This is a genomic window from Pseudovibrio sp. JE062, from assembly GCF_000156235.1.
GTDB lineage: Bacteria > Pseudomonadota > Alphaproteobacteria > Rhizobiales > Stappiaceae > Pseudovibrio.
Genome location: NZ_DS996806.1, coordinates 283,547 through 303,749, shown reverse-complemented (window position 1 = coordinate 303,749; position 20,203 = coordinate 283,547). Strand labels below are relative to the sequence as shown.

14 protein-coding genes and 1 other RNA gene are annotated in these 20,203 nt (G+C 54.0%); 8 read left to right on the top strand and 7 right to left on the bottom strand.

Features of this window, described 5'->3' with window-relative positions; translation table 11 throughout:
- Positions 1–17: 17 nt before the first annotated feature.
- Positions 18–812, bottom strand: coding sequence for a thymidylate synthase (locus PJE062_RS05745; protein ID WP_008547423.1), 795 nt, complete (start codon positions 810–812; stop codon positions 18–20).
- A 272-nt stretch (positions 813–1,084) separates the two neighbouring features.
- On the opposite strand from PJE062_RS05745, the gene ssrA reads away from it, so the two are divergent.
- The 4 genes from ssrA (at position 1,085) to PJE062_RS05730 (ending at position 2,665) form a co-directional block, all read left to right on the top strand.
- Positions 1,085–1,440, top strand: a transfer-messenger RNA (tmRNA) gene (gene ssrA / locus PJE062_RS25965).
- A gap of 127 nt (positions 1,441–1,567) precedes the next feature.
- Complete coding sequence (locus PJE062_RS05740; RefSeq protein WP_008547938.1) at positions 1,568–2,176, top strand: SspB family protein; 609 nt, start codon at positions 1,568–1,570, stop codon at positions 2,174–2,176.
- A gap of 56 nt (positions 2,177–2,232) precedes the next feature.
- A complete protein-coding gene (locus PJE062_RS05735; RefSeq protein WP_008548122.1) occupies positions 2,233–2,436 on the top strand; it encodes a DUF4169 family protein in 204 nt (67 codons plus the stop codon).
- Between the two features lie 7 nt (positions 2,437–2,443).
- Positions 2,444–2,665 (top strand): ribbon-helix-helix domain-containing protein, encoded by a 222-nt coding sequence (locus tag PJE062_RS05730; RefSeq protein WP_008547767.1) that lies wholly within the window; start codon positions 2,444–2,446, stop codon positions 2,663–2,665.
- On the opposite strand, the gene PJE062_RS05725 is transcribed toward PJE062_RS05730, so the two are convergent.
- Both PJE062_RS05725 and PJE062_RS05720 read right to left on the bottom strand, forming a co-directional pair.
- Positions 2,658–6,707: an AsmA family protein gene (locus PJE062_RS05725; protein WP_008547610.1), complete on the bottom strand. Its 4,050-nt coding sequence runs from the start codon at positions 6,705–6,707 to the stop codon at positions 2,658–2,660. The two genes, PJE062_RS05730 and PJE062_RS05725, sit on opposite strands and share 8 nt — an antisense overlap.
- Before the next feature lie 172 nt (positions 6,708–6,879).
- Positions 6,880–8,301, bottom strand: coding sequence for an FAD-binding oxidoreductase (locus PJE062_RS05720; RefSeq protein WP_008547668.1), 1,422 nt, complete (start codon positions 8,299–8,301; stop codon positions 6,880–6,882).
- Positions 8,302–8,610: 309 nt separating this feature from the next.
- Here PJE062_RS05720 and PJE062_RS05710 point away from each other — a divergent pair, with 309 nt between their 5' ends.
- From PJE062_RS05710 to PJE062_RS05695, 4 genes are all read left to right on the top strand, one after another.
- The gene (locus PJE062_RS05710; protein ID WP_008547427.1) at positions 8,611–10,251 is read left to right on the top strand and encodes a chloride channel protein; all 1,641 of its coding nucleotides are present in this window, start codon (positions 8,611–8,613) and stop codon (positions 10,249–10,251) included.
- A gap of 89 nt (positions 10,252–10,340) precedes the next feature.
- On the top strand, positions 10,341–11,210 hold the full coding sequence (locus tag PJE062_RS05705) for an AraC family transcriptional regulator (RefSeq protein ID WP_008547347.1): 870 nt from the start codon (positions 10,341–10,343) through the stop codon (positions 11,208–11,210).
- 101 nt (positions 11,211–11,311) lie between these two features.
- Positions 11,312–12,061, top strand: a complete 750-nt coding sequence (locus PJE062_RS05700; RefSeq protein WP_008548077.1) for an AzlC family ABC transporter permease — start codon at positions 11,312–11,314, stop codon at positions 12,059–12,061.
- Positions 12,058–12,381 carry an AzlD family protein gene (locus tag PJE062_RS05695; RefSeq protein ID WP_008547628.1) on the top strand — a complete coding sequence of 108 codons (324 nt, stop codon included), beginning with the start codon at positions 12,058–12,060 and terminating at the stop codon, positions 12,379–12,381. Before PJE062_RS05700 ends, PJE062_RS05695 begins: the two co-directional genes overlap by 4 nt.
- Positions 12,382–12,440: 59 nt before the next feature.
- Here PJE062_RS05695 and PJE062_RS05690 read toward each other — a convergent pair whose 3' ends face one another.
- The 4 genes from PJE062_RS05690 to PJE062_RS05675 all read right to left on the bottom strand — a co-directional run bounded on the left by PJE062_RS05690 (position 12,441) and on the right by PJE062_RS05675 (position 20,132).
- Complete coding sequence (locus tag PJE062_RS05690) at positions 12,441–14,261, bottom strand: aminopeptidase P family protein (RefSeq protein WP_008548048.1); 1,821 nt, start codon at positions 14,259–14,261, stop codon at positions 12,441–12,443.
- A gap of 581 nt (positions 14,262–14,842) precedes the next feature.
- Positions 14,843–15,745, bottom strand: coding sequence for a 50S ribosomal protein L11 methyltransferase (locus tag PJE062_RS05685; RefSeq protein ID WP_008547706.1), 903 nt, complete (start codon positions 15,743–15,745; stop codon positions 14,843–14,845).
- 89 nt (positions 15,746–15,834) lie between these two features.
- Complete coding sequence (locus tag PJE062_RS05680; protein ID WP_008547857.1) at positions 15,835–17,652, bottom strand: sodium:proton antiporter; 1,818 nt, start codon at positions 17,650–17,652, stop codon at positions 15,835–15,837.
- Positions 17,653–17,726: 74 nt separating this feature from the next.
- Entirely contained in the window at positions 17,727–20,132 is a 2,406-nt protein-coding gene (locus tag PJE062_RS05675; protein ID WP_037036269.1) for an ATP-dependent helicase, read from the bottom strand.
- Positions 20,133–20,203: the final 71 nt, after the last annotated feature.

The window sequence follows — 20,203 nt, the reverse complement described above, 5'->3', positions numbered from 1 at the left end:
TTGAAAGTCAAAGACAACTAAACCGCAACAACACCCTTGATGTGTGGATGCGGGTCATAACCTTCCAGAGCAAAGTCTTCATAGCGGAATGCGAAGATATCCTTCACTGCTGGATTGATACGCATGACAGGCAAAGCCCGCGGCTCCCGTGAGAGCTGCAGTTCAGCCTGTTCCATGTGATTGAGATAAAGATGAGCATCACCCAGCGTGTGCACGAAGTCGCCCGGCTCCAGATCACAGACCTGAGCGATCATCATGGTCAGCAGCGCATAAGACGCAATGTTAAACGGAACACCAAGAAACACATCGGCGGAACGCTGATAAAGCTGGCAGGAGAGCTTGCCGTTCGCCACATAGAACTGGAACAGCGAGTGACACGGCGGCAGCGCCATATCATCAACAAGAGCCGGATTCCAGGCTGATACAATGAGGCGGCGACTGTCAGGATTGGTTTTGATCTGCTGTACTACATTGGCAATCTGGTCGATAGAACTGCCATCAGGCTTGGGCCAGGAGCGCCACTGATAGCCATAAACTGGCCCCAGGTCGCCATTCTCATCTGCCCACTCATCCCAAATACGCACCTTATTATCTTTAAGGTACTTGATGTTGGTATCACCCGCCAAAAACCACAGCAGTTCATGAATGATGGATCTCAGATGCAGCTTCTTGGTCGTAACAACCGGAAAGCCTTCAGACAGATTAAATCGCATCTGATGACCAAAGACTGATTTTGTGCCTGTACCCGTGCGATCTTCCTTGACCACACCTTCATCCATGATGCGGCGCATCAGCTCTAGATATTGCTGCACGAAGGGTCATCTCCTGTTCTACGATTCGGCTCGCGCACAGTATAGCCAATCTCCTGAAAAACGCCTCTGTGCCATCTTGCAAGAGCGGTCTTACCCCAAGCTTCCGTCGATAAAAAGACCATGAAAACGCCAAGAGATCATCTGCTTCCGACAATTCCCTGCAAATGCGTCATTTACAAATCTTCAGTGACGCCACTTGTTAAAATTGCCCTGTGAATATGCCGCTTTGTCAACAGCTTCTCTTAGTCTTGCGCCAACAACCATGAGCTTTTGCACTTCCATTTGGCAGTGCGTGCACCTATATTCCCCCTGCCAGTTCACTGGCTACGGCAATAAATTGCGAGCGCAATAAACCATTCGGACCCGGGGGCGGTACCCGGCGCCTCCACCAAAGCCCGTTGTACTCCAGCGGTCTTCGGGGGGGCGAAATAGGATCGACGAGGGCGTAAAGGCTTTGCTTTTGCTCGGCATGGTACCACCGTTATCGGACCAAAATGATAGTTGCAAATGACAACTACGCTATGGACAACGCTGTAGCTGCGTAATGCGGTTCCGGTAGTCCACTAAGTCCTGTTGGTTAGCACCTTCAGGCGGGGTTCGGGGGCACCTGGCAACAGAAGCCTCCACTTTAGTGTTAAAAGGCTCTTTCCTTATTCTACGCCGATTCAGGGTATAGAAATAAAAGACAGGCCTTTTTGTCGCCTCTACGCTATAGTTAGGCCGAATAAGAACGCAAAGGATGAGCGGTGCCGAGCATGGCTGAAGATTTAATCCGCTATGACATCATCATTCAGGACGCGCTGAGAAGCGCAGTTCGAAAGATATTGGTTGAGGTCAACCGGGCAGGACTTCCCGGAGAGCACCATTTTTATATTGCCTTTGAAACCACGGCCCCTGGCGTCAAGATTTCAAGCCGCTTGAAGGAACGCTACCCGAAAGAAATGACGATCGTGCTGCAGCACCAGTTCTGGGATCTGCAGATCACTGAGCATGCTTTCGAGGTTGGCCTGTCCTTTGGTGGTGTTCCGGAGCATCTTTATGTTCCGTTCTCTGCAATCAAAGGCTTCTTCGACCCATCCGTCCAGTTCGCTCTTGAGTTTGAGCCGGGCAAAACCGGGGAAGAACTGCCTGCAGAATTCCGCATCGCAGAACGTGATCTGGACTCCGTTGAAGAGTTCCATGCACGTCTGGAAACTGCTGTTGAGCAAGCTGAAGAGGAAGAAGCCAAAACCGCTTCCACAGCCGAAGACACAGCTGGCGATGCTGAAGAAGACAAAGAAAAGTCTGAAGCTGACGAAACTTCTTCCGAAGAAAGCGGCAGTGCTCAGGTTGTTTCCTTGGATGCATTCCGCAAAAAGAGCTAATCGCTCCGATCAAGAAAAGAGCGGTCGGCTCATCAACCCAACGTATGGATGATTGAATGAGCGCGACCGTTATTAATCTACGTCAGGCCCGCAAGCAAAAGGCCAGAGACACAAAAGCCCAGTCCGCTGCAGAAAATCGCCGGAAGTTCGGGCGCACCAAAGCCGAAAAATCTCAGGAAGAAGCTGAAGCCACCTTGGAGACCAAGCGCTTTGAGGGCCACAAGCTCACCTCCATCTCCTCCCGTAAAGACGAAGACTGAGGCAATCATGAGCCTCAAGAAGCGCTCCATAACCCTGCACGGCCACAGAACCAGCATTACGCTGGAGCCTGAGTTCTGGTCAGGTCTGGAAGATCTCGCACGCAGTCAGGGAAAAAACATCACAGCGACCATCGCTGGCATCGATGATGAAAGAAATCCTGAGAACAATCTCTCAAGCTGCATTCGCGTTGCCGTGCTCAAGCACTTTCAAAGCCAACTGATCAGTTAACCTGCAGCAACCGCCCACCCGGCAGTTCAATAAACTTCGGCGTGCCACGCTCATCAGTTGGCAAGTCTGGAAGCGGACCACGCAGCACCTGATTATCATTTCCCGCTTCAAGCACACCAAGGTTCTTCGGCGCACCGGACTGAATGATTGGCCCGAGCAGATCGACCTCCCCTGCTGGCACAGTTGCCTCATTCACACCGCCAATGGTCACTGGAGCTTCCAGAGCAGGTAAGCTGGACTTGGCACGTGGTTTGGGAGGGTCAACGATGGAAACAGAGGGACTATTGGGCTTTTTTTCAGCAGCATCTCCATCAAGCACAGACCGGATACGCGCACTGAAATCCTGAACAGAGCTCTTCTTGGCTTCCTCTGCACGCGCTTGCTCAGCTGCTTTGGCTTCTGCAGCACGTTGAGCCTCTTCTGCACGTTTTACAGCAGCTAACGCCTCTGCTTTCCGAGCGTCTTCTTCTGCTGCCAACTGAGCCGCACGCGCCTCAGCTTCCCGTTCGGCCTGAGCCTGACGCTCACGCTCCGCAGCAGCTTCCGCTTCAGCAGCCTGACGGGCTTTCTCTTCTTCAGCCGCCTTGGCCTTGCGCGCAGCTTCCTCATCCTGCTTTTTCTTCAGCTCATCAAGCATGCGCTCTTGCTCGGCAATCTTGCGCTGCTCTTCCTCAATGCGCTTCACATTCAGCTCAATCGCACGCAGGTTGAGGTAGGAAAGCAATGGTCCCGTATCCAGCTTGCGCGCAGGATTCTCCAATGGCCCGGAGTAAAGGATAGCCACCTGAGGCTCTGCCCCGGCAACCTTCTGCGCTTCATCGCGGGTCTTCATGGAGACATCACCAGTCAGTGCCCACTTCTCAAGATCAATCAGCGCAGAACCAAACAACGTGGTGCCAGCTGTATCAACAGAGATGTTGCGTGCACGAATACGGCCACTGGCAATACCTATAGAACCATCAACGCGGTTGAAGGTCACGGAACCCGCGTCCAGATGATCAGCAAACACACTCTGAATTGCAGCCTCATCCAGCTCCATCCCCGCATCCGCTGCTTTGATCACCAGATCAAAAGCTGCCGGGTTAACCCGGCGGATTTCACCATCCGTCACACTGAATGTACCGCCACCGGAAAGACCAGAAACAAGACCTGAGATCGTACGACCACTCCCCTCAAACTCGGCAATGGCCTGCAGTTTACCAGTCGCCAGCGCTCGGCCTTCATCAGTCCAGGCCAGCTCTTCAAAGTCCGCATCATCCAAACGGAAACGACCAGAAAGTGTCGCCTGTCCCTGATCACGCTGTAAATCAAACGCACCAGAGAACTCACCGCCAGCAAAACGGCCTTTACCTTCATTGATGGAAAGCAGATCAGAGCGCAAACGCAGCTGGCCGCTGGCGGCATCCAAACGGAACTCATCACTAAACATCGCACGATCACTGGTCACATCAAGCGTCAGATCCACACCATCGGCAAGGCTCTGCCCCAGCGCCTGAGAAGACCAGACAGAATCCTCCTGAAGAACACCCGCCCAGACATTAGAGCCCAGCAGCAGCTCGCTCAGGCTGCGCATATCAAGCTCAGAAAGCTCCAGCTTACCGGAGGCCTTCAGCGGACCATTCTTTTCAAGAGTACCTTCAAGGTCACCCTTCAGATCCATACTTGCAAGCTGACCTTTCAACTCTGAAACGGTGAAGTCACGACCGCGCCCTTCAACCTGCCCAGTCAGATTTGCGGTCAACGGGCCAGAGTAAATCGGATAAACTTTGCCAAATGCCAGCCCATAATCCGCTAGATCATCAGATTGCAGCGCCACTTTGGCAGACCATACGGCAGCAGAACGGCTTGGAATGCGAACAGTACCGTCAGAAAGGATTTTCATCCCGACAAGATCACTGGAGAACCCAAAGGCCAGCTGATCACGTGGGCTACCAGACAACGACAGCCGAACTTCACCAGGCTGCAGCTGAGTAATCGGGATCGCCTCAAATCCAAGCTGGCGCAGCACTTTCACACCATCTTTGCCGCCAAGGGTCACTTCTGCATAAAGATCACCCTCAGCAAAATCGTCAATACGGCCCTCAAAGGTGCCGTTCAGATCCAGATCGCTCATACCAACTTCACCAAAAAGGTTCAGGGACATATCCGTCCGCCCCTTCTCAGCATATGCAGAAAGCTCAGCTTTCAGGTTGGCAGGTGCAAGATCAGGAGCTGCTACTTTCAAGCGCTCAATCAATGGATGTTCAGGCGCATACTCCTCCAGCACAGCCACAGCACCACTCAGGGAGGAGGCCGTTAGCGTACCTTTGATGTTCCCCTGAGGCGTGGTGCTCAGATCATCAATGCGCCCCTTCATATCGATATAGGCACCAGCAAAGTCGCGGATCTTCAGCTGTTCAATAGAAAGCGCATCTCGGCTCAGGCTCGCACTCACAGCCAAGCTCTTGGCTTTCACACCGCTGGCAACCAGCTCATCTGCATAAAGCCGCATGGACATATCAACCGCACTTGGTTTGATTGTCTTACCCGTAAACGCTTCCACATAGCGCTGGATCTCATCCAGATTGACACGGTCACTATCCATATCAACGGTGATCAACGGACTACGGTCGAGTGGATGTTCAAAGGAAATCAAACCAACACTGCGCACATCACCCGCATCAATCCGCAAGTCAGGAAGACGCAGAGCACCAGACCCAGCTTCAACACGCCCCTTCAACGCAACAGGAGACAAACGCTTGGACGCATCCTTGCGTTCACCCAGCCACCAATGCGCCAGCTGATGTGGTTGACGGGAAGAAATCTCCCAGTCGCCCTGATATCCAGCAGAATTGCGCAGATCCAGATAACCACTGGTTTTGAACTGGCTACGACCCGGCAGCTCACCGGAAAGCTCATCAATCTTCCATCCAGTACCGGTGGATTCAAGCAGCGTACTCAGATTGGAAACAACAGAACCGCCAGCTACAACAACCGGAATGTTTAGATCCATGTGGCCCTTCACATCCAGCAGTGGCAAAGAGCGCAGGCCACCGGCCAATCGCGCCATCACAGCTTCGGATGGAACCAGCGGACGTTGCGGCCCGCCACCAATCATGCGGTCCAAATCCACCTGCTTGAACTGCGCAACGGCCTGAAACTCTGGTTCAGGGCCAAAACTGTAAACACCGCCGCCTTCAGCAGTGATCGGGCGATCTTCTGAACCAAGGCGCAACGTGCTTTCGGTCAGCTCCAGCCGTTCACCATCCAGATTGAACTTACTCTTACCAGCCCATTCCAGATCATCAGAACCTTCGCTGGTGACCGATTGAACCTCTGCATCACCATAGTAGGAGACAACCCCATTCTGGTGTCTCAGGAAACCATCAGTCGAAAACTGCGCAGCAACATTAGCGGGAGAAACCTGGGTCTTAACGCGGATCTGACCATTACGCTCCAAGCGGCCACTGCCGATCTTCAACGTGTACGGCACGCCTTCATAAAGCATCGCGCCTTCCGCTTTGAACGGGCCCTGCAAACCGCCGGCATAAAGCTCCAGATTTGCATTGCCTGCACGGCGCACTTCACCGGTGCGCGCATCAGTCAGCACGATAGAACCGTTACGAACGCTCACATCTTCAAGGATAAGCGATGTCGGATCGATTTCAGAGATAACGGAGCGGCGGGAGTTGGTTTGCAGCACATCAAGGCGACCGCCCTCATCAAGAGAAAGGTTGAGCTCGGGCTCATTGAGCTTCATCTCAGTCACATGCACTTCGCCGCGCAGCAACGAAGGCAGTTCAATACGTCCCTCAAACCCTTTGATGGTCATCAGCGGGTCTTCGACAGCACCAACGCGAACGTCAGAGAGCTTCACATAAGGGGCAGGCAGCAGCTGAACGTCAGTTTCTCCGAGGATCGTAACCTGATGCCCCAGAATTTTCTCACCATAGCTTTCAAACAGGGAACGATAAGCTGACCAATCGATGACCAAAGGGCCAACAAGCGCGATGACCAGCGCTAAGATCAAAGTCCCACCAACGGTGATATAAACCGAATTCAACGTTAAGCTCCTTTACCCACTTCGAACCGCATACCTTGCCGCGCTGTTCGCCTATGAGCTGCATGCAAACACTTGTTTATCTAAGTGAATTACAGCAGGAACAAGACGACAGCAACGACTTAAGGCAATGTTTATGAATGGAACGAAGCAAGTGCGTATTTATGGCACTTCTTTACTCGGCATCTAAGGCAACGATCTTGCCCGGATTCATGATATTCAGCGGGTCAAGACTACGCTTCACCGCGGCCATCACCGCAACCCCGGCACCATGTTCCTTCGGCAGATACTTCATCTTGCCCTGCCCCACACCATGCTCACCAGTACAGGTTCCACCCATCTCAATGGCACGATAATTGAGGCGCTCAACAAAGGCTTCTGACTTGGCAATGTCTTCCGGATCATTCAGGTCCGTCAGCACAAGCACATGGAAATTGCCGTCACCAACATGGCCAACTATCGGACCAATCAAGCCATTTTCTTCGATATCATCGTGTGTAGCAGTCACACAGTCAGCCAGACGCGAGATCGGCACGCACACGTCCGTTGAAAGACCGGTCCGTTCCGGAGCCAACCCCAGCCCTGCCCAATAGGCATCATGACGAGCAGCCCAAAGCTTGTTGCGCTCTTCAGGATCAGTTGCCCATTCAAACTTTTTCAGAGAGTTTTCAGCAGCAATCTCACCAAATCGCTCAGCCTGTTCCCGAACCCCAGCCTCAGAGCCGTGGAATTCCACAAGCAGCAATGGTGATTCTGGCAAATCCAGCTTCGAATAGGCATTGACTGATTTGACAGTCAGTGTGTCCAGAAGCTCAATGCGGGCAATAGGAATGCCATACTGAACAGCTTCAATCACAGTGTTACAGCAATCCGCGATGCTGTCGAACGAGGCAATTCCGCCTGAAATCGCTTCAGGTATCCCCTTCAGCTTCAGCGTGATTTCGGTGATCACTCCAAGCGTACCTTCAGAGCCGACCATCAGACGGGTAAGGTCGTAGCCCGCAGAGGATTTTTTGGCGCGGCTACCGGTCTTCACGATGGTCCCGTCCGGCATGACAACAGTCAGCGCCAGAACCATATCTTTCATGGTGCCATAAAGAACCGCATTGGTGCCTGAGGCACGCGTTGCCGTCATGCCGCCAATGGTGGCATCGGCGCCCGGATCAATCGGAAAGAACAAACCGGTATCACGAAGGTAAGCATTGAGCTGCTTACGCGTCACACCCGGCTGCACCACACAGTCCAGATCCTCAGGATGAACGGCAACAACCTCATTCATCTGGGAAAGATCCAGCGAGATACCGCCGCCCGGTGCATTCAGATGCCCTTCCAGAGAAGATCCGCTGCCAAACGGAATGATCGGCACACGCAGCTCAGCACAAAGCTTTACGATCTTAGAGACTTCTTCTGTCGACTGGGCAAAAACAACAGCATCCGGTGGCTGGTTCGGCAGCCAGGACGTCGTGTGTCCATGCTGCTCCCGTAAACTCAAGGAAGTCTGGCAGCGGTCTCCAAACCGTTCTGTGAGGGTCGCGATCGCTTTGTCGATCCCCTCTGCATTGCGTGTCACCTCTAGCTGCATCCCTGTCAAAGACATGGCAGACCTCCCTCATATTCCAGATGCTTCCCCCAGAAAGCGCTCATGCAAGCGTATAGTCGAAACCCAAGGCCACGACTCGGCATTTATTGGAATTATAGTATTCTGCATGGTCGTCATTATTGAGCTTTTGGCAAGACAGAACCCGCCCTTACGTAGCGGTCTCTGGAGACGCCTTAAGTGTTTCTCAGTGCTTATCGAAAATAATGAGCCGAATTTCGAAGATCAGAGCATATCCTGATTGGCGTTTCCCGGGGAATCTCGTTAAAGACAGTGCCAATCGTTCATTGTCTTATCGCTTAATCTAGTATGCAGAACCAAGCTAACCCGCTGAAAATCGCAATGCGTATAGCCTATAAATGGGTCGAACCAAATTTACGTTTGTTTTTGTCATCGCGGCTTCCGCTTGTCTGGTTCCTCGCACTCATCATCGGGGCCGCAGTGGGTGGTTCAGCAATCCTGTTCCGTATCGGCATCGGATTGATCCAGTGGACCTGGCTCGGCACAGCCTCAGAGCGCATGATCAGCGCTGCCAACGCACAGCCTTGGTATGTGATTGTTCTGGCCCCGGTCATCGGCGGCGCCATCGTTGGCTTGCTGCTGCAAACCATCCAGAAGAAACAACGCGCCGGTGGTGTAGCAGATGTGATTGAAGCACGCGCTCACGGCGGCACTGGCCTCCCCTTCTGGCCCGGCATCAGTTCTGCTCTGATTACCGTCATCTCTCTTGGCAGTGGCGCCAGCGCGGGCCGCGAAGGCCCAATGGTGCACCTGGGCGCGACCCTTGGCACCTCAGTCTTTTCTCGGTTGAATCTGCCCGATTCAACAATGCGTATCCTGCTGGCAGCAGGTGTCGCCAGCGCAGTCTCCGCCAGCTTTAACGCACCGATTGCAGGTGTTTTGTTCGCTCACGAAGTGATCCTCGGCCACTACGCCATGTCAGCCTTCGTGCCAATTGTGCTGTCATCTGCCATGGGAACGCTGGTCTCCCGCCTCTATTTTGGCGATGTGGCCGCATTCATCCTGCCGCACTATCAAATCAACACCTACTGGGAGTTCCCGGCCTTCGTCCTGCTCGGCATCATCTGCGCGATTGTAGCGATCACCTTCCAGTTTGCTCTGATCGGGTCCGACTGGGTCGCCCGAAACGTCAAGATGCCAATCTGGCTGCGTCCGGTTGTTGGCGGTGTGCTTGTCGGCTCTATCGCTGTCTTCTATCCGGAAGTCATTGGTGTTGGCTATGAAGCAACGGATGGCGCACTTAACTCAGAACTGTCGCTCACTTTGATGCTGTCGCTGCTGGTTGCCAAAACAGCTGCAACGGCCATCACCCTCGCCTCCCGCTTCGGCGGCGGCATCTTCTCGCCCTCTCTTTATCTGGGCGCCATGACCGGCGGTGCTTTTGGCCTTATCGCCGCGAACCACTTGCCAGAGATGGCCTCCAGCCATGGTCTTTACGCCATCCTCGGCATGGGTGCAGTGGCCGCCGCAGTGTTGGGAGCACCGATCTCAACCACCATGATCGTGTTCGAGCTGACAGGCGGTTACGAGCTTTCCATCGCACTGCTGATCTCAGTTTCCATCGCAACTGGCCTCAATCAGGCAATCCATGGCCGCTCCTATTTCCACTGGCAGCTGGAAATGCGCGGCGTGATGCTGCAGGATGGAGCCCACAAATGGCTCGTCCGCATCGTGCACGTGGAAGATTTCGCCGATCCTCCCCGCCCGGACACCGATACCACCTTCGATCCAGAGTCAGAAGAACCGTTCCTCGCACCGCTGGATACGCTGGAAAAAGCCCTCAAGGCCTTCGACGATGCCGGCAAGGCCACGCTGCCTGTCATAGACCCCAAAAACCCAACGCAAGTCATTGGCTATGCAAGCCACGTGAAGGCGCTACGCTACTTCAACTCCGCCCTTATTCAGGCGAATGTTGAGGAGCACCGCTAGCCAAACCCCAGATAATCTCCATTGACCCATCCGTAAAAAACAGCAATCTCGTTCAAGACATCATTGTCTTCGCTGGGTAATTTGGGTCTATGAAACCGGTCACTCAAAAAGCTGCATTGGAAGCAACTCCGCTCAATACGGGAGAAAACGCTCAGTTCTGGAGCGCTCCCAACTTTGACGGACTGGAATGTCTTGCGGCGAGTTTCAGAACCCACGTCTACGAACCCCACACCCACGACACCTTCGTTGTCGGCGGAATTCTCCAGGGTTGTCAGTGCTACTGGCAACGGGGCGAGCAGATATTTGCCGGTCCCGGAGATCTGGTGTTCGTGAACCCCTTCGAGTTGCACGACGGCATACCGGAAGGCTACGGCTACACCTACCGGATGACCTACCCAAGCATATCCTTGCTGCAGAAGATCGCCGAAGACCTGACAGACAAGCCGCAAAGCGGGACACCGTACTTCCCGGAGGCTTGCGTCCATGACCCTGAGCTCTGTCAGGAGTTCATTGCAGCTCACAAGTCCATACAGAACCGCTCCATCGATCTGGAAGCCGAAGAACCGCTCTACATGATCTTCGCCAAGATGCTCGCCAAATACGGCAGCTTCCGCGAAAGTGACATGAACTCTAAAGATCCGGTCGCGGTGAGAAGAGCACGTGAGTATCTGGAAGAAAGCTTCATGGGCAACGTGCATCTGGATGATCTGGTGAACATCTCAGGCCGCTCCAAATACCACCTCATCCGCTCCTTCAAAAAGGCTACGGGCCAGACCCCGCATGCTTATCTGACAGACGTTCGCGTGCGCAATGCAAGACGCCTGCTTGTCAGAGGCACCTCACCAAGCGAAACAGCCTCACTTTGTGGCTTTGCGGATCAAGCGCATCTGACACGCCAGTTCAAATCCCGCGTCGGTACCACTCCGGCAGCCTTCCAGCGGTCCGTGATTTCCATTTAATATCCGCGACCTACCACCAATTGGTAGTAGAAGCGCAATTTCGTTCAAGACGGCTCCGGCCGCTCTGCCTTAAAAACACTCCATGCTTTTAGGAGGGTTTTGTGAAAAGCAACCAAAACAAATCAGCGATCAACGCTGGCCCCAATGAATTCTTTCTCGGCGTCACCACGTTCTTCCCACTGGTGTTCGCCGCAACGCCCATCGGCCTGTTGTTTGGCGCTCTCGCAGCACAAAAAGGAATGTCTCCTTTAGAAGTGCTGCTGATGGGCTCGTTCGTGTTCGCAGGTGGCTCCCAGTTCCTCGCACTGGATCTGTGGGCAGACCCACTGCCTTGGCTCACCATTGCCTTCTCAACGTTCCTGATCAACCTGCGCCACGTACTCATGAGTGCCTCTCTGGCCCCTAAGCTGGGGCACTGGACGCCTCTGCAAAAATACCTCGGCTTCTTCATATTGGCAGATGAAGTCTGGGCCCTGTCTGAGCAGCGCGCCATGAAACAGCACACAACCTTCAGCTTCTACATGGGTGTTGGTCTCACTCTCTTCATCACATGGCAAGCCGCTTCAGTTGCAGGAAGCCTGATAGGCGCAGTCATGGGCGATCCGTCCCGCTACGGCCTGGATTTTGCCTTCACCGCTCTCTTCATCTGCCTGGTGATGGGATTCTGGCAGGGCCGAAAGACAGGCGTAGTCCTCGCAGCCAGCGGTCTTGCAGCTGTTCTCACACACAAATTTGTGCCGGGTGCCTGGTACATAATTGCCGGGGCCGTTGCTGGCGTCATTGCAGCTGCCATTCAATATGACGACAATCCGAACGGGCTTAAGAACTCTGCGGAGGCACTCCAGTCATGACCTCAGAAATCTTCGCAGTTGATCCGCTCGTGCTCTTCACCATTCTGGTTATGGCAGCCGGAACCTACCTGACCCGCATTGCAGGACTGGTACTGACAAAGTTCGTCACCTTCTCCGGCAGAACAGAAGCAGCTCTGCAGGCCGTGCCTCCGGCAATCCTCATGTCGGTTGTCGCCCCAACCGCCTTTGCAACCGGCATAGCAGAAACCGCTGCCACAGCTATCACCGCCGTCGCAGCCCTACGTCTGCCCATGCTGGCAGCCATGACAATCGGCGTTGTCAGTGTCGTGGTCTTAAGAATGGCACTCGCTGTCATCTAAGCAAAAACCCCGCTCCTTGAAGCGGGGTTTTCTTTATCTCATAACAAAGCAGATCATGATCAGGAAACCGGACGGGTCGCCTCTTCCAGCCATGCCTTGGTCTCATCATCAAGCAGTGGGCCAACCAGCTCACGTACGCGCGCGTGATAAGCATTCAGCCAGTTCAGCTCAAACTCAGAGAGAAGCTTGGTGTCCACCATGCGCAGATCAATCGGCGCCAATGTCAGCGGCTCAAAGCCAAGCATCTTCTGGTCTCCACCTTCAATGGCAGCAGCAGGTGTCACCAGCTCAAGGTTCTCAATGCGGATGCCATACTCATCAGCACGATAGTATCCCGGCTCGTTGGAAAGGATCATACCCGGCTTCAGCGCAATGCTGTTCGGTGCCTTCGCAATCCGCTGCGGACCTTCATGCACACCCAGATAAGAACCAACACCATGGCCAGTGCCGTGGTCAAAATCGAGCCCCTGCTTCCAGAGATCGATGCGAGCCAACGTATCCAGCTGAGAACCTGTTGTTCCAACCGGGAAGCGCGCTGTCGCAATCGCAATGTGCCCTTTCAGAACAAGCGTGAAATGCTTGCACTGCTCAGCAGTCACAGCTCCAACAGCCAGCGTACGCGTGATATCGGTCGTGCCGTCTTCATACTGCGCACCAGAGTCAATCAGGTAGACACTGTTCAGCTCAATCGGCAGGTTGCTGTCATAGCTCACACGGTAGTGACAGATCGCACCATGAGGACCAGCTGCAGAGATAGTGTCAAAGGAGATGTCTTTCAGAGCACCCGTCTCACGGCGGAACTCCTCAAGCTTCTCAGCAACAACAACCTCAGTCAGGCCACCAAGCGGTGCGGTCTTCTCAAACCATGCAAGGAAGCGTGCATACGCAACACCATCACGCAGATGAGCCGCTTTGGTGCCTTCAATCTCAGCCTGATTTTTGATCGCTTTCGGCAGCAGGGTTGGCTCCTGCCCCTCCACAACATGGCCGCCATTGTCAGCAACCGCATCGTAAAGCGCCTGACCAGCAAGCCCGGTATCAATCAGAACCCGCTTGCCATCCGTTCCAAGCGCCTTCAGTGCTGGAGCGAGTCCGCCCGGCTCATCGATGTCCGCCAGAGAACTCAGCTCATCACGCACTTCATTGGAAAGCTTGCGCCCATCAATGAACAAGGATGGCTTGCCCTTGGTCGGTACCAGAGCAAAAGACAAAGGCAACGGCGTATGCATCACATCGCTGCCGCGAATGTTGAGCAACCATGCAATGGAGTCCGGCTGGGTCAGAAGCGCAGTATCAGCTTCCTTTTCAGCAATCAGCTCACCAATACGTTTGATCTTGTCAGCGGCGCTTTCACCCGCAAACTGCATTGGATGCATGTTGACCGCACCAAGCGGCGCTGCTGGACGGTCATTCCAGACCCCGTCCACTGGATTACTGTCAACAGCAACCAGCTCAGCACCAGCCTTTTTACAAGCCGCTTTCAGGGAGCGCACCTGACGAACAGGATGCAGCATCGGGTCATAACCGATCTTCTGGCCTTCCTGTGCATTCTCACGCAGCCAGTCAGTCAGCGGCTCTGCAATCAGATGACGATAGGCAAACGCCTCTTCATCCACCTGATCCCGCACCTGAATGGTGTAGCGACCATCAATAAAGATCGCAGCCTTGTCACTGAGTACGCCAGCAATGCCGGCAGACCCGGTAAAACCGGTCAGCCATTCAAGGCGGCAGTCACTGTCAGGCACATACTCGCCCTGGTGTGCATCTGCACGCGGCACCAAAAAGCCATCAAGCCCGCGAGAGGCCAGCTCTTCCCGCAGAGCGGCCAACCGAACCGGCCCGCGAGATTTATCATTTACTGTGTCAAAGCTCTGAAACATGCCGGAAGGCTAATGCTGATCGCGGCGCAACTCAACCACACAAACAAGCCTCCTCAGAGGATTTTATGCTCTCATAATAAGCCAAAAGGATACAGAAGTACACAATCCATGCCGTATACGCAGATCTGCTATGTACTCCATGCAAATTCAGATCATGACAATCCCAAGACATGCAAAAAATGCATAAGTGTCATGCGAAACTATCTCTTTTTTTACAAACTAAAATAATGGATAAGTCCTCTCGTCGACGGGGCGCTTCCCTCCCAAAGCAAACCGGCGGATCACACCTCCTCCCAATGTGATGCGCACGACACCAATGGCCGGCAGCCATCAGCAGCTGATAAAGCGCTAGAAATGCCACTCATATAGCTAGATACCTCCTCCCAATATCTAGCAAGCTAAGCAAATTCCTCCCAGTTGCTTGGCACACAAAAAAACCTTTGCTTCCCCGGCAACCTCCTCCCAATTTGCCGGATCAGGAAGCAAAGGTTTTTTGTTTTCTGCAACCCAACAATCAGACATCAAAAAACCCTCTAAGCAGAAGCAAAGAGGGTTTTGAATTATTCACAGTGCAAATGAGCTTATGGCGCCCAGTTGCCCTTAGCAAAAGTCAGGGTCAGCCAACCATCAATCTCACGGCGATGCACCAGCTTCAGGCCCTGCTGGCCGTAAGCGGAAATAATCCGCGGGCCGTGCTCTATGCGCAATCCGGAAAGGACCAGCGTGGACTTGTGCGCAAGGTGATTGCACAGCTTGGCAGACATCTGCACCAATGGCTTTGCAAGGATGTTGGCAACAACCAGATCAAACGGTCCAAACTCGTTGAAGCGACGATCTTCCACACCAGCGCCTGTAAAGGCTTTGAACAGCGGACCAACATTGTTCTTGCGCGCATTGTCAATCGCAGCTTCAATCGCGATCGGATCAATATCCGTTGCCAGAACCTCAGAACCGGTAAGCTTTGCAAGAGCAATACCCAGAACACCGGTGCCGGTACCCAGATCAAGCATGCGATGGTACTTGTGGCGCTTCAGCAGACGCTGCAGTTCCAGCAGGCAACCTTCGGTCGTACCATGGTGACCCGTGCCAAATGCCTGCGCCGCTTCAATCTCGATACCGATATCAGATTTGTTGACCGCATCACGATCATGCGCCCCATGCACAATAACGCGATCTGCACGAACCGGCTTTAAACCTTCAAGAGACTTGGCAACCCAATTGATATCCGGCAGTGCTTCAACTTCAGCCGAAGTTGGGATGACGCCACCTTCAAACTGATCAAACAGGCGCATTTCTACCAGATTGATTGCGTCATCAACCGTGGACTCCAGCACCAGCACCTCAGCTGTCCAGATGGTTCCATCAGTGGAGCTTTCAAAAACAGCAACCGGAAAACCATCATCTTCAAAGCGGGCCTCCATAATATCGGAGAGTGCCTTTGCTTCAGCTTCAGGCGCCGGAATGCGAACCCGGATCGTGTCCATGCAAAAACCCTTAGTTACGATGAGCTATCAAAACTCAAACAATATCTTTGCATAGGCGTATAGAATGCACAGCGCCGAAAAGCCAGAGCTCACGAGGCTTTCTCGCGTTCTGCCGCATATTCACTGGGAACAAGGCTAAGTATTGTTGAACCCGAAGCCACCGTCGCAGGCACGGAGCTGTTCATGGGGCGCAGCTTCTTCGTCGGCTCAATCAGCATCAGCACAATTGCTTTTTCGGGCAGAGCTTCCTGAAACGCATCCCAGCCATAGGTATCGGTCAACTCACTGGCCTTAATAAACCAGCCCTCGCGGATTTTCGTTTCAAGGTCGTTGTAGCTGTGCTCCTGTGTCAGGAACGGACGTCCACCAAGCGTCACGACACGGCGAAACTTCTCTTTCTCACTCTGCTCTTCTGACGGCGCAAACTGATAGACCTCCCCTCGCCCCATAAGCGGCCCGAAGTTTGTGGTCACCAGCGCGTTGTAATCGTCATTGTCAGTTACAGCGAGCAAAACACTATAGTTCTCAAGCGGCAGTTCGTTCTCAACCTCTTCAGAAAGAACCTCGCCATAATGGTTCGCCAACCCCGCATTCCGGGAAAGTCGAAGCTTGCCCCAGTTGCGGTCCACGGTAAGCGAGTTGATATCCAGCGTCTTCAGCTTGGTCGCCAGCGCAACGCTGAACCGGCTTGCCCCGACAATCAGCAGCCCAGGCCCTGAATGACTGGAAAGCCCCAGCCACCGTGCAAACGGCCCGAGCGTGAACCCGTGGGCAAACACAGTGGCAACCACCACGGCAAACGACAGCACCGCCAGCCGCTCACCATCCGGGGCGCCATGTTCCACCAGCGAGCGTGCAAACAAGCCAGACACTGCTACTGCTACAATACCGCGCGGCGCGATCCACCCCACCAGCAAACGCTCCTTCCAGCTCAGGTGAGCACCAATCGTGCCAACCCAAACGGAAATAGGCCGGATCACAAACAGCAGAACCAGAACAAACGCCAGATCCTCCAGCCCAAACTCAGCCAGACTGCCCAGCTGAACAGAAGCCGTCAAAACGATGAAGACAGAAGACACCAGAATAATCGTCACCGCTTCCTTGAATCGCTTCAACTCCTCAAGGCTGGCAAGGCGCGAGTTGCCGAGCACCAATCCCAGAACAGTCACGGTCAGCAAGCCGGATTCCTCAAGCACCAGATCAGAAAGCGCATAAGCGCCCATCACACTCACAAAGATCAACGGAACTTTCAGGAATTCGGGAACCCGGCCACCAACAAACAGCCAGATCAACCCACGCCCCAGCGCCCAGCCACCAACACCACCAATCAGCAACCCAGCCACCGCGCGCACGGCAAGAACCCAGAAGCCATGATCACCGTGATAAACCAGATAGCCCTCAAACATGAACACCGCGAGCAGCGCGCCAAGAGGGTCAGCCAGAATAGCTTCCCAGCGCAGCAACGAACTTACCCGGCGTTCCAGTCGGGCTTGACGCAGAAGTGGGATGATGACGGTCGGGCCGGTCACGATCAGGATGGCAGCAAACACAAGGGCTGAGGGCCAACTTAATTCAGCTATATAATGGGCATTGAGCGCGCCCAATAAGAACGCAATAAACGCACCCAGCAACACAAGCCGCCAAACGGCCTTCTCAACACCACCAATACGTTGAAAATTAAGGGAAAGACCGCCCTCAAACAGAATGACTGCAACGCCAAGCGCAACAGTTGGACGCAATAAATCACCAAACAACGCATTTGGGTTGAGAATACCCGTTGCAGGACCAATCAGGAAGCCCGCAACAAGCAGCAGGACAATAGCAGGAAGCGACCATCGCCAGGCGAGCCACTGGGCGCCTACACCTGCCACACCAATCATCGCAAGCGCGATAACCACACTGTCCATTGCCACCTCCCAACACAACTTAAGAGAGAGATAGCACAAATTGCCCTAAAGGTAAGTAACGCTTGAGTTGCAGGTTATGCCCGCTCGACAAAGCTATCGAGCACTTTCTTCTGGCCAGCCTTTTCAAAGTCGACAGTGAGCTTATTCCCCTCAATGTCGCTGATGGCACCGTACCCGAACTTCATATGGAAGATGCGCTCACCAATGGCAAAATCACTGCCAACCTCAGTAACGCTCTTGGCCACCAGCTCACCCTCAATGGTCATCGGACCAGCCTTCTTGGCACGGCGAGTTTGGTTCCCGCCATGCATCCGGCCATACTGCTGACCAGAAGCCTGCGCCTTGCGGGCGCGTTGCCAGCCTGGGGTGGAGTACTTGCTCTGGAACGGGTCGCTGTTGTCAAACCGGCTGGCACCATAACCGCCACCAGCGCTGTTCAGACCATAGCCACCGTAGGAGCTGGAGGCCTCAACAACCTCAACACTGTCCGCGGGTAACTCATCCAGGAAGCGGGAAGGAATACAGGACTGCCAGGAGCCATGAATGCGGCGGTTGGAGGTGAACCACACCTTCACACGCTTACGACCACGTGTAAGACCCACATACGCAAGACGCCGCTCCTCTTCCAGACCGGCCTGTCCGGTCTCATCCAGTGCCCGCTGGTTCGGGAACACGCCCTCTTCCCAGCCCGGCAGGAAAACCGTGTCAAACTCAAGGCCTTTTGCGGAATGCAGCGTCATGATGGACACCGCATCCTCTTCCACATCGCTGTCCTTATCCATCACAAGCGAGATGTGCTCAAGGAACCCAGCCATGCTCTCGAACTCTTCCATGGAGCGGATAAGTTCTTTCAGGTTGTCCAGTCGTCCCGGTGCTTCCGCAGACCGGTCCTGACGCCACATCTGGGTATAACCGCTCTCATCAAGGATGATTTCCGCAAGCTCCGTATGGCTCATGGTCTCAACCTGATTGCGCCAGTTCTCAAACATGCCAAGAACATCAGCCAAAGCAGCACGCGCTTTTGGGCGCAACTCATTGGTCTGCACCAGCTCTCCCGCCGCAATCATCAACGGAATAGCCCGCTCCCGCGCATAGGCATGCACAATCTTCAAAGTGGCCTCACCAAGCCCCCGTTTCGGCGTGTTCACAATACGCTCAAACGCCAGATCATCAGAGGGCTGCATCACACAGCGGAAATAGGCCAGCGCATCACGGATTTCCATGCGCTCATAGAAGCGCGGACCGCCAATCACGCGGTAGTTCAGGCCAAGCGTTACAAACCGGTCTTCAAACTCTCGCATCTGGAACGAAGCTCGCACCAGAATGGCCATCTCATTCAGCGAATGGCCATGGTTCTGCAGCGCTTCGATCTCATCACCGATGGAGCGCGCTTCCTCCTGAGAGTCCCAGGCAGAGGCGACCTGCACCTTATCTTCATCCTCAGATCCCACCTGATCGGTGAAGAGGGTCTTGCCCAGTCGGCCCTGATTGTGGGCAATCAAATGAGAGGCAGCAGACAGAATATGGCTGGTCGAGCGGTAATTCCGCTCCAGACGAACCACAGTCGCACCCGGAAAATCCTGCTCAAATCTCAGGATGTTATCAACTTCAGCACCACGCCAACCATAGATCGACTGGTCATCATCACCCACACAGGCAACGTTGGAGTTGCCCTGTGCCAGCAAACGCAGCCACATGTACTGCGCAATGTTGGTATCCTGATACTCGTCCACCAGCATGTAGCGGAAACGGCTCTGGAAGCTCTTCAGAACATCATCATGCTCTTTGAAAATGGTGATGCAGTGCAGCAGCAAGTCACCAAAGTCGCAGGCATTCAGAATGGAAAGCCGTTCCTGATAGGTCTGGTAGAGCTTGCGTCCCAAACCGTTCGCAAAAGCTTGAGCTTCGCCAGCAGAAATCTGTTCCGGCGTCAGCCCGCGGTTCTTCCAGCTGTCCAACAATCCAGCAAAAGTCTTTGCAGTCCAACGCTTTTCATCCAGACCTTCCGCCTGAATGATCTGCTTGATCAGGCGAACCTGATCATCCGTATCCAGAATGGAGAACGAAGACTTCAAACCAACCAGCTCAGCATGACGGCGCAAGATCTTCACACAGATCGCGTGGAACGTACCCAGCCATGCCATGCCTTCCACGTTCTCGCCAATGTAAGCGCCGATGCGCTCCTTCATCTCGCGAGCCGCTTTGTTGGTGAAGGTCACTGCAAGGATCTGCCCCGGAGTGGCATGCCCTGTCGCCAGAATATGAGCAATACGCGTAGTCAGAACGCGGGTCTTACCCGTACCTGCGCCAGCAAGCACCAGCACCGGACCATTGATCGTCTCAACAGCAAGGCGCTGTTCCGCATTCAATCCTTCCATATAGGCAGGCATGGTCGTTTGCCGTGCTGCCATGGCCCTCGCTGCTATACCACCTGCCTTGGGCTGTGGTGCAGCCAGAGGATCAGCAGGGTTGGAAGGCATTCCGCGATGTAGTGGGCCAGAAGAATTTGCCATTGAGCTCGTTGGATCCTTTGAACGCATACCCCTCTCAA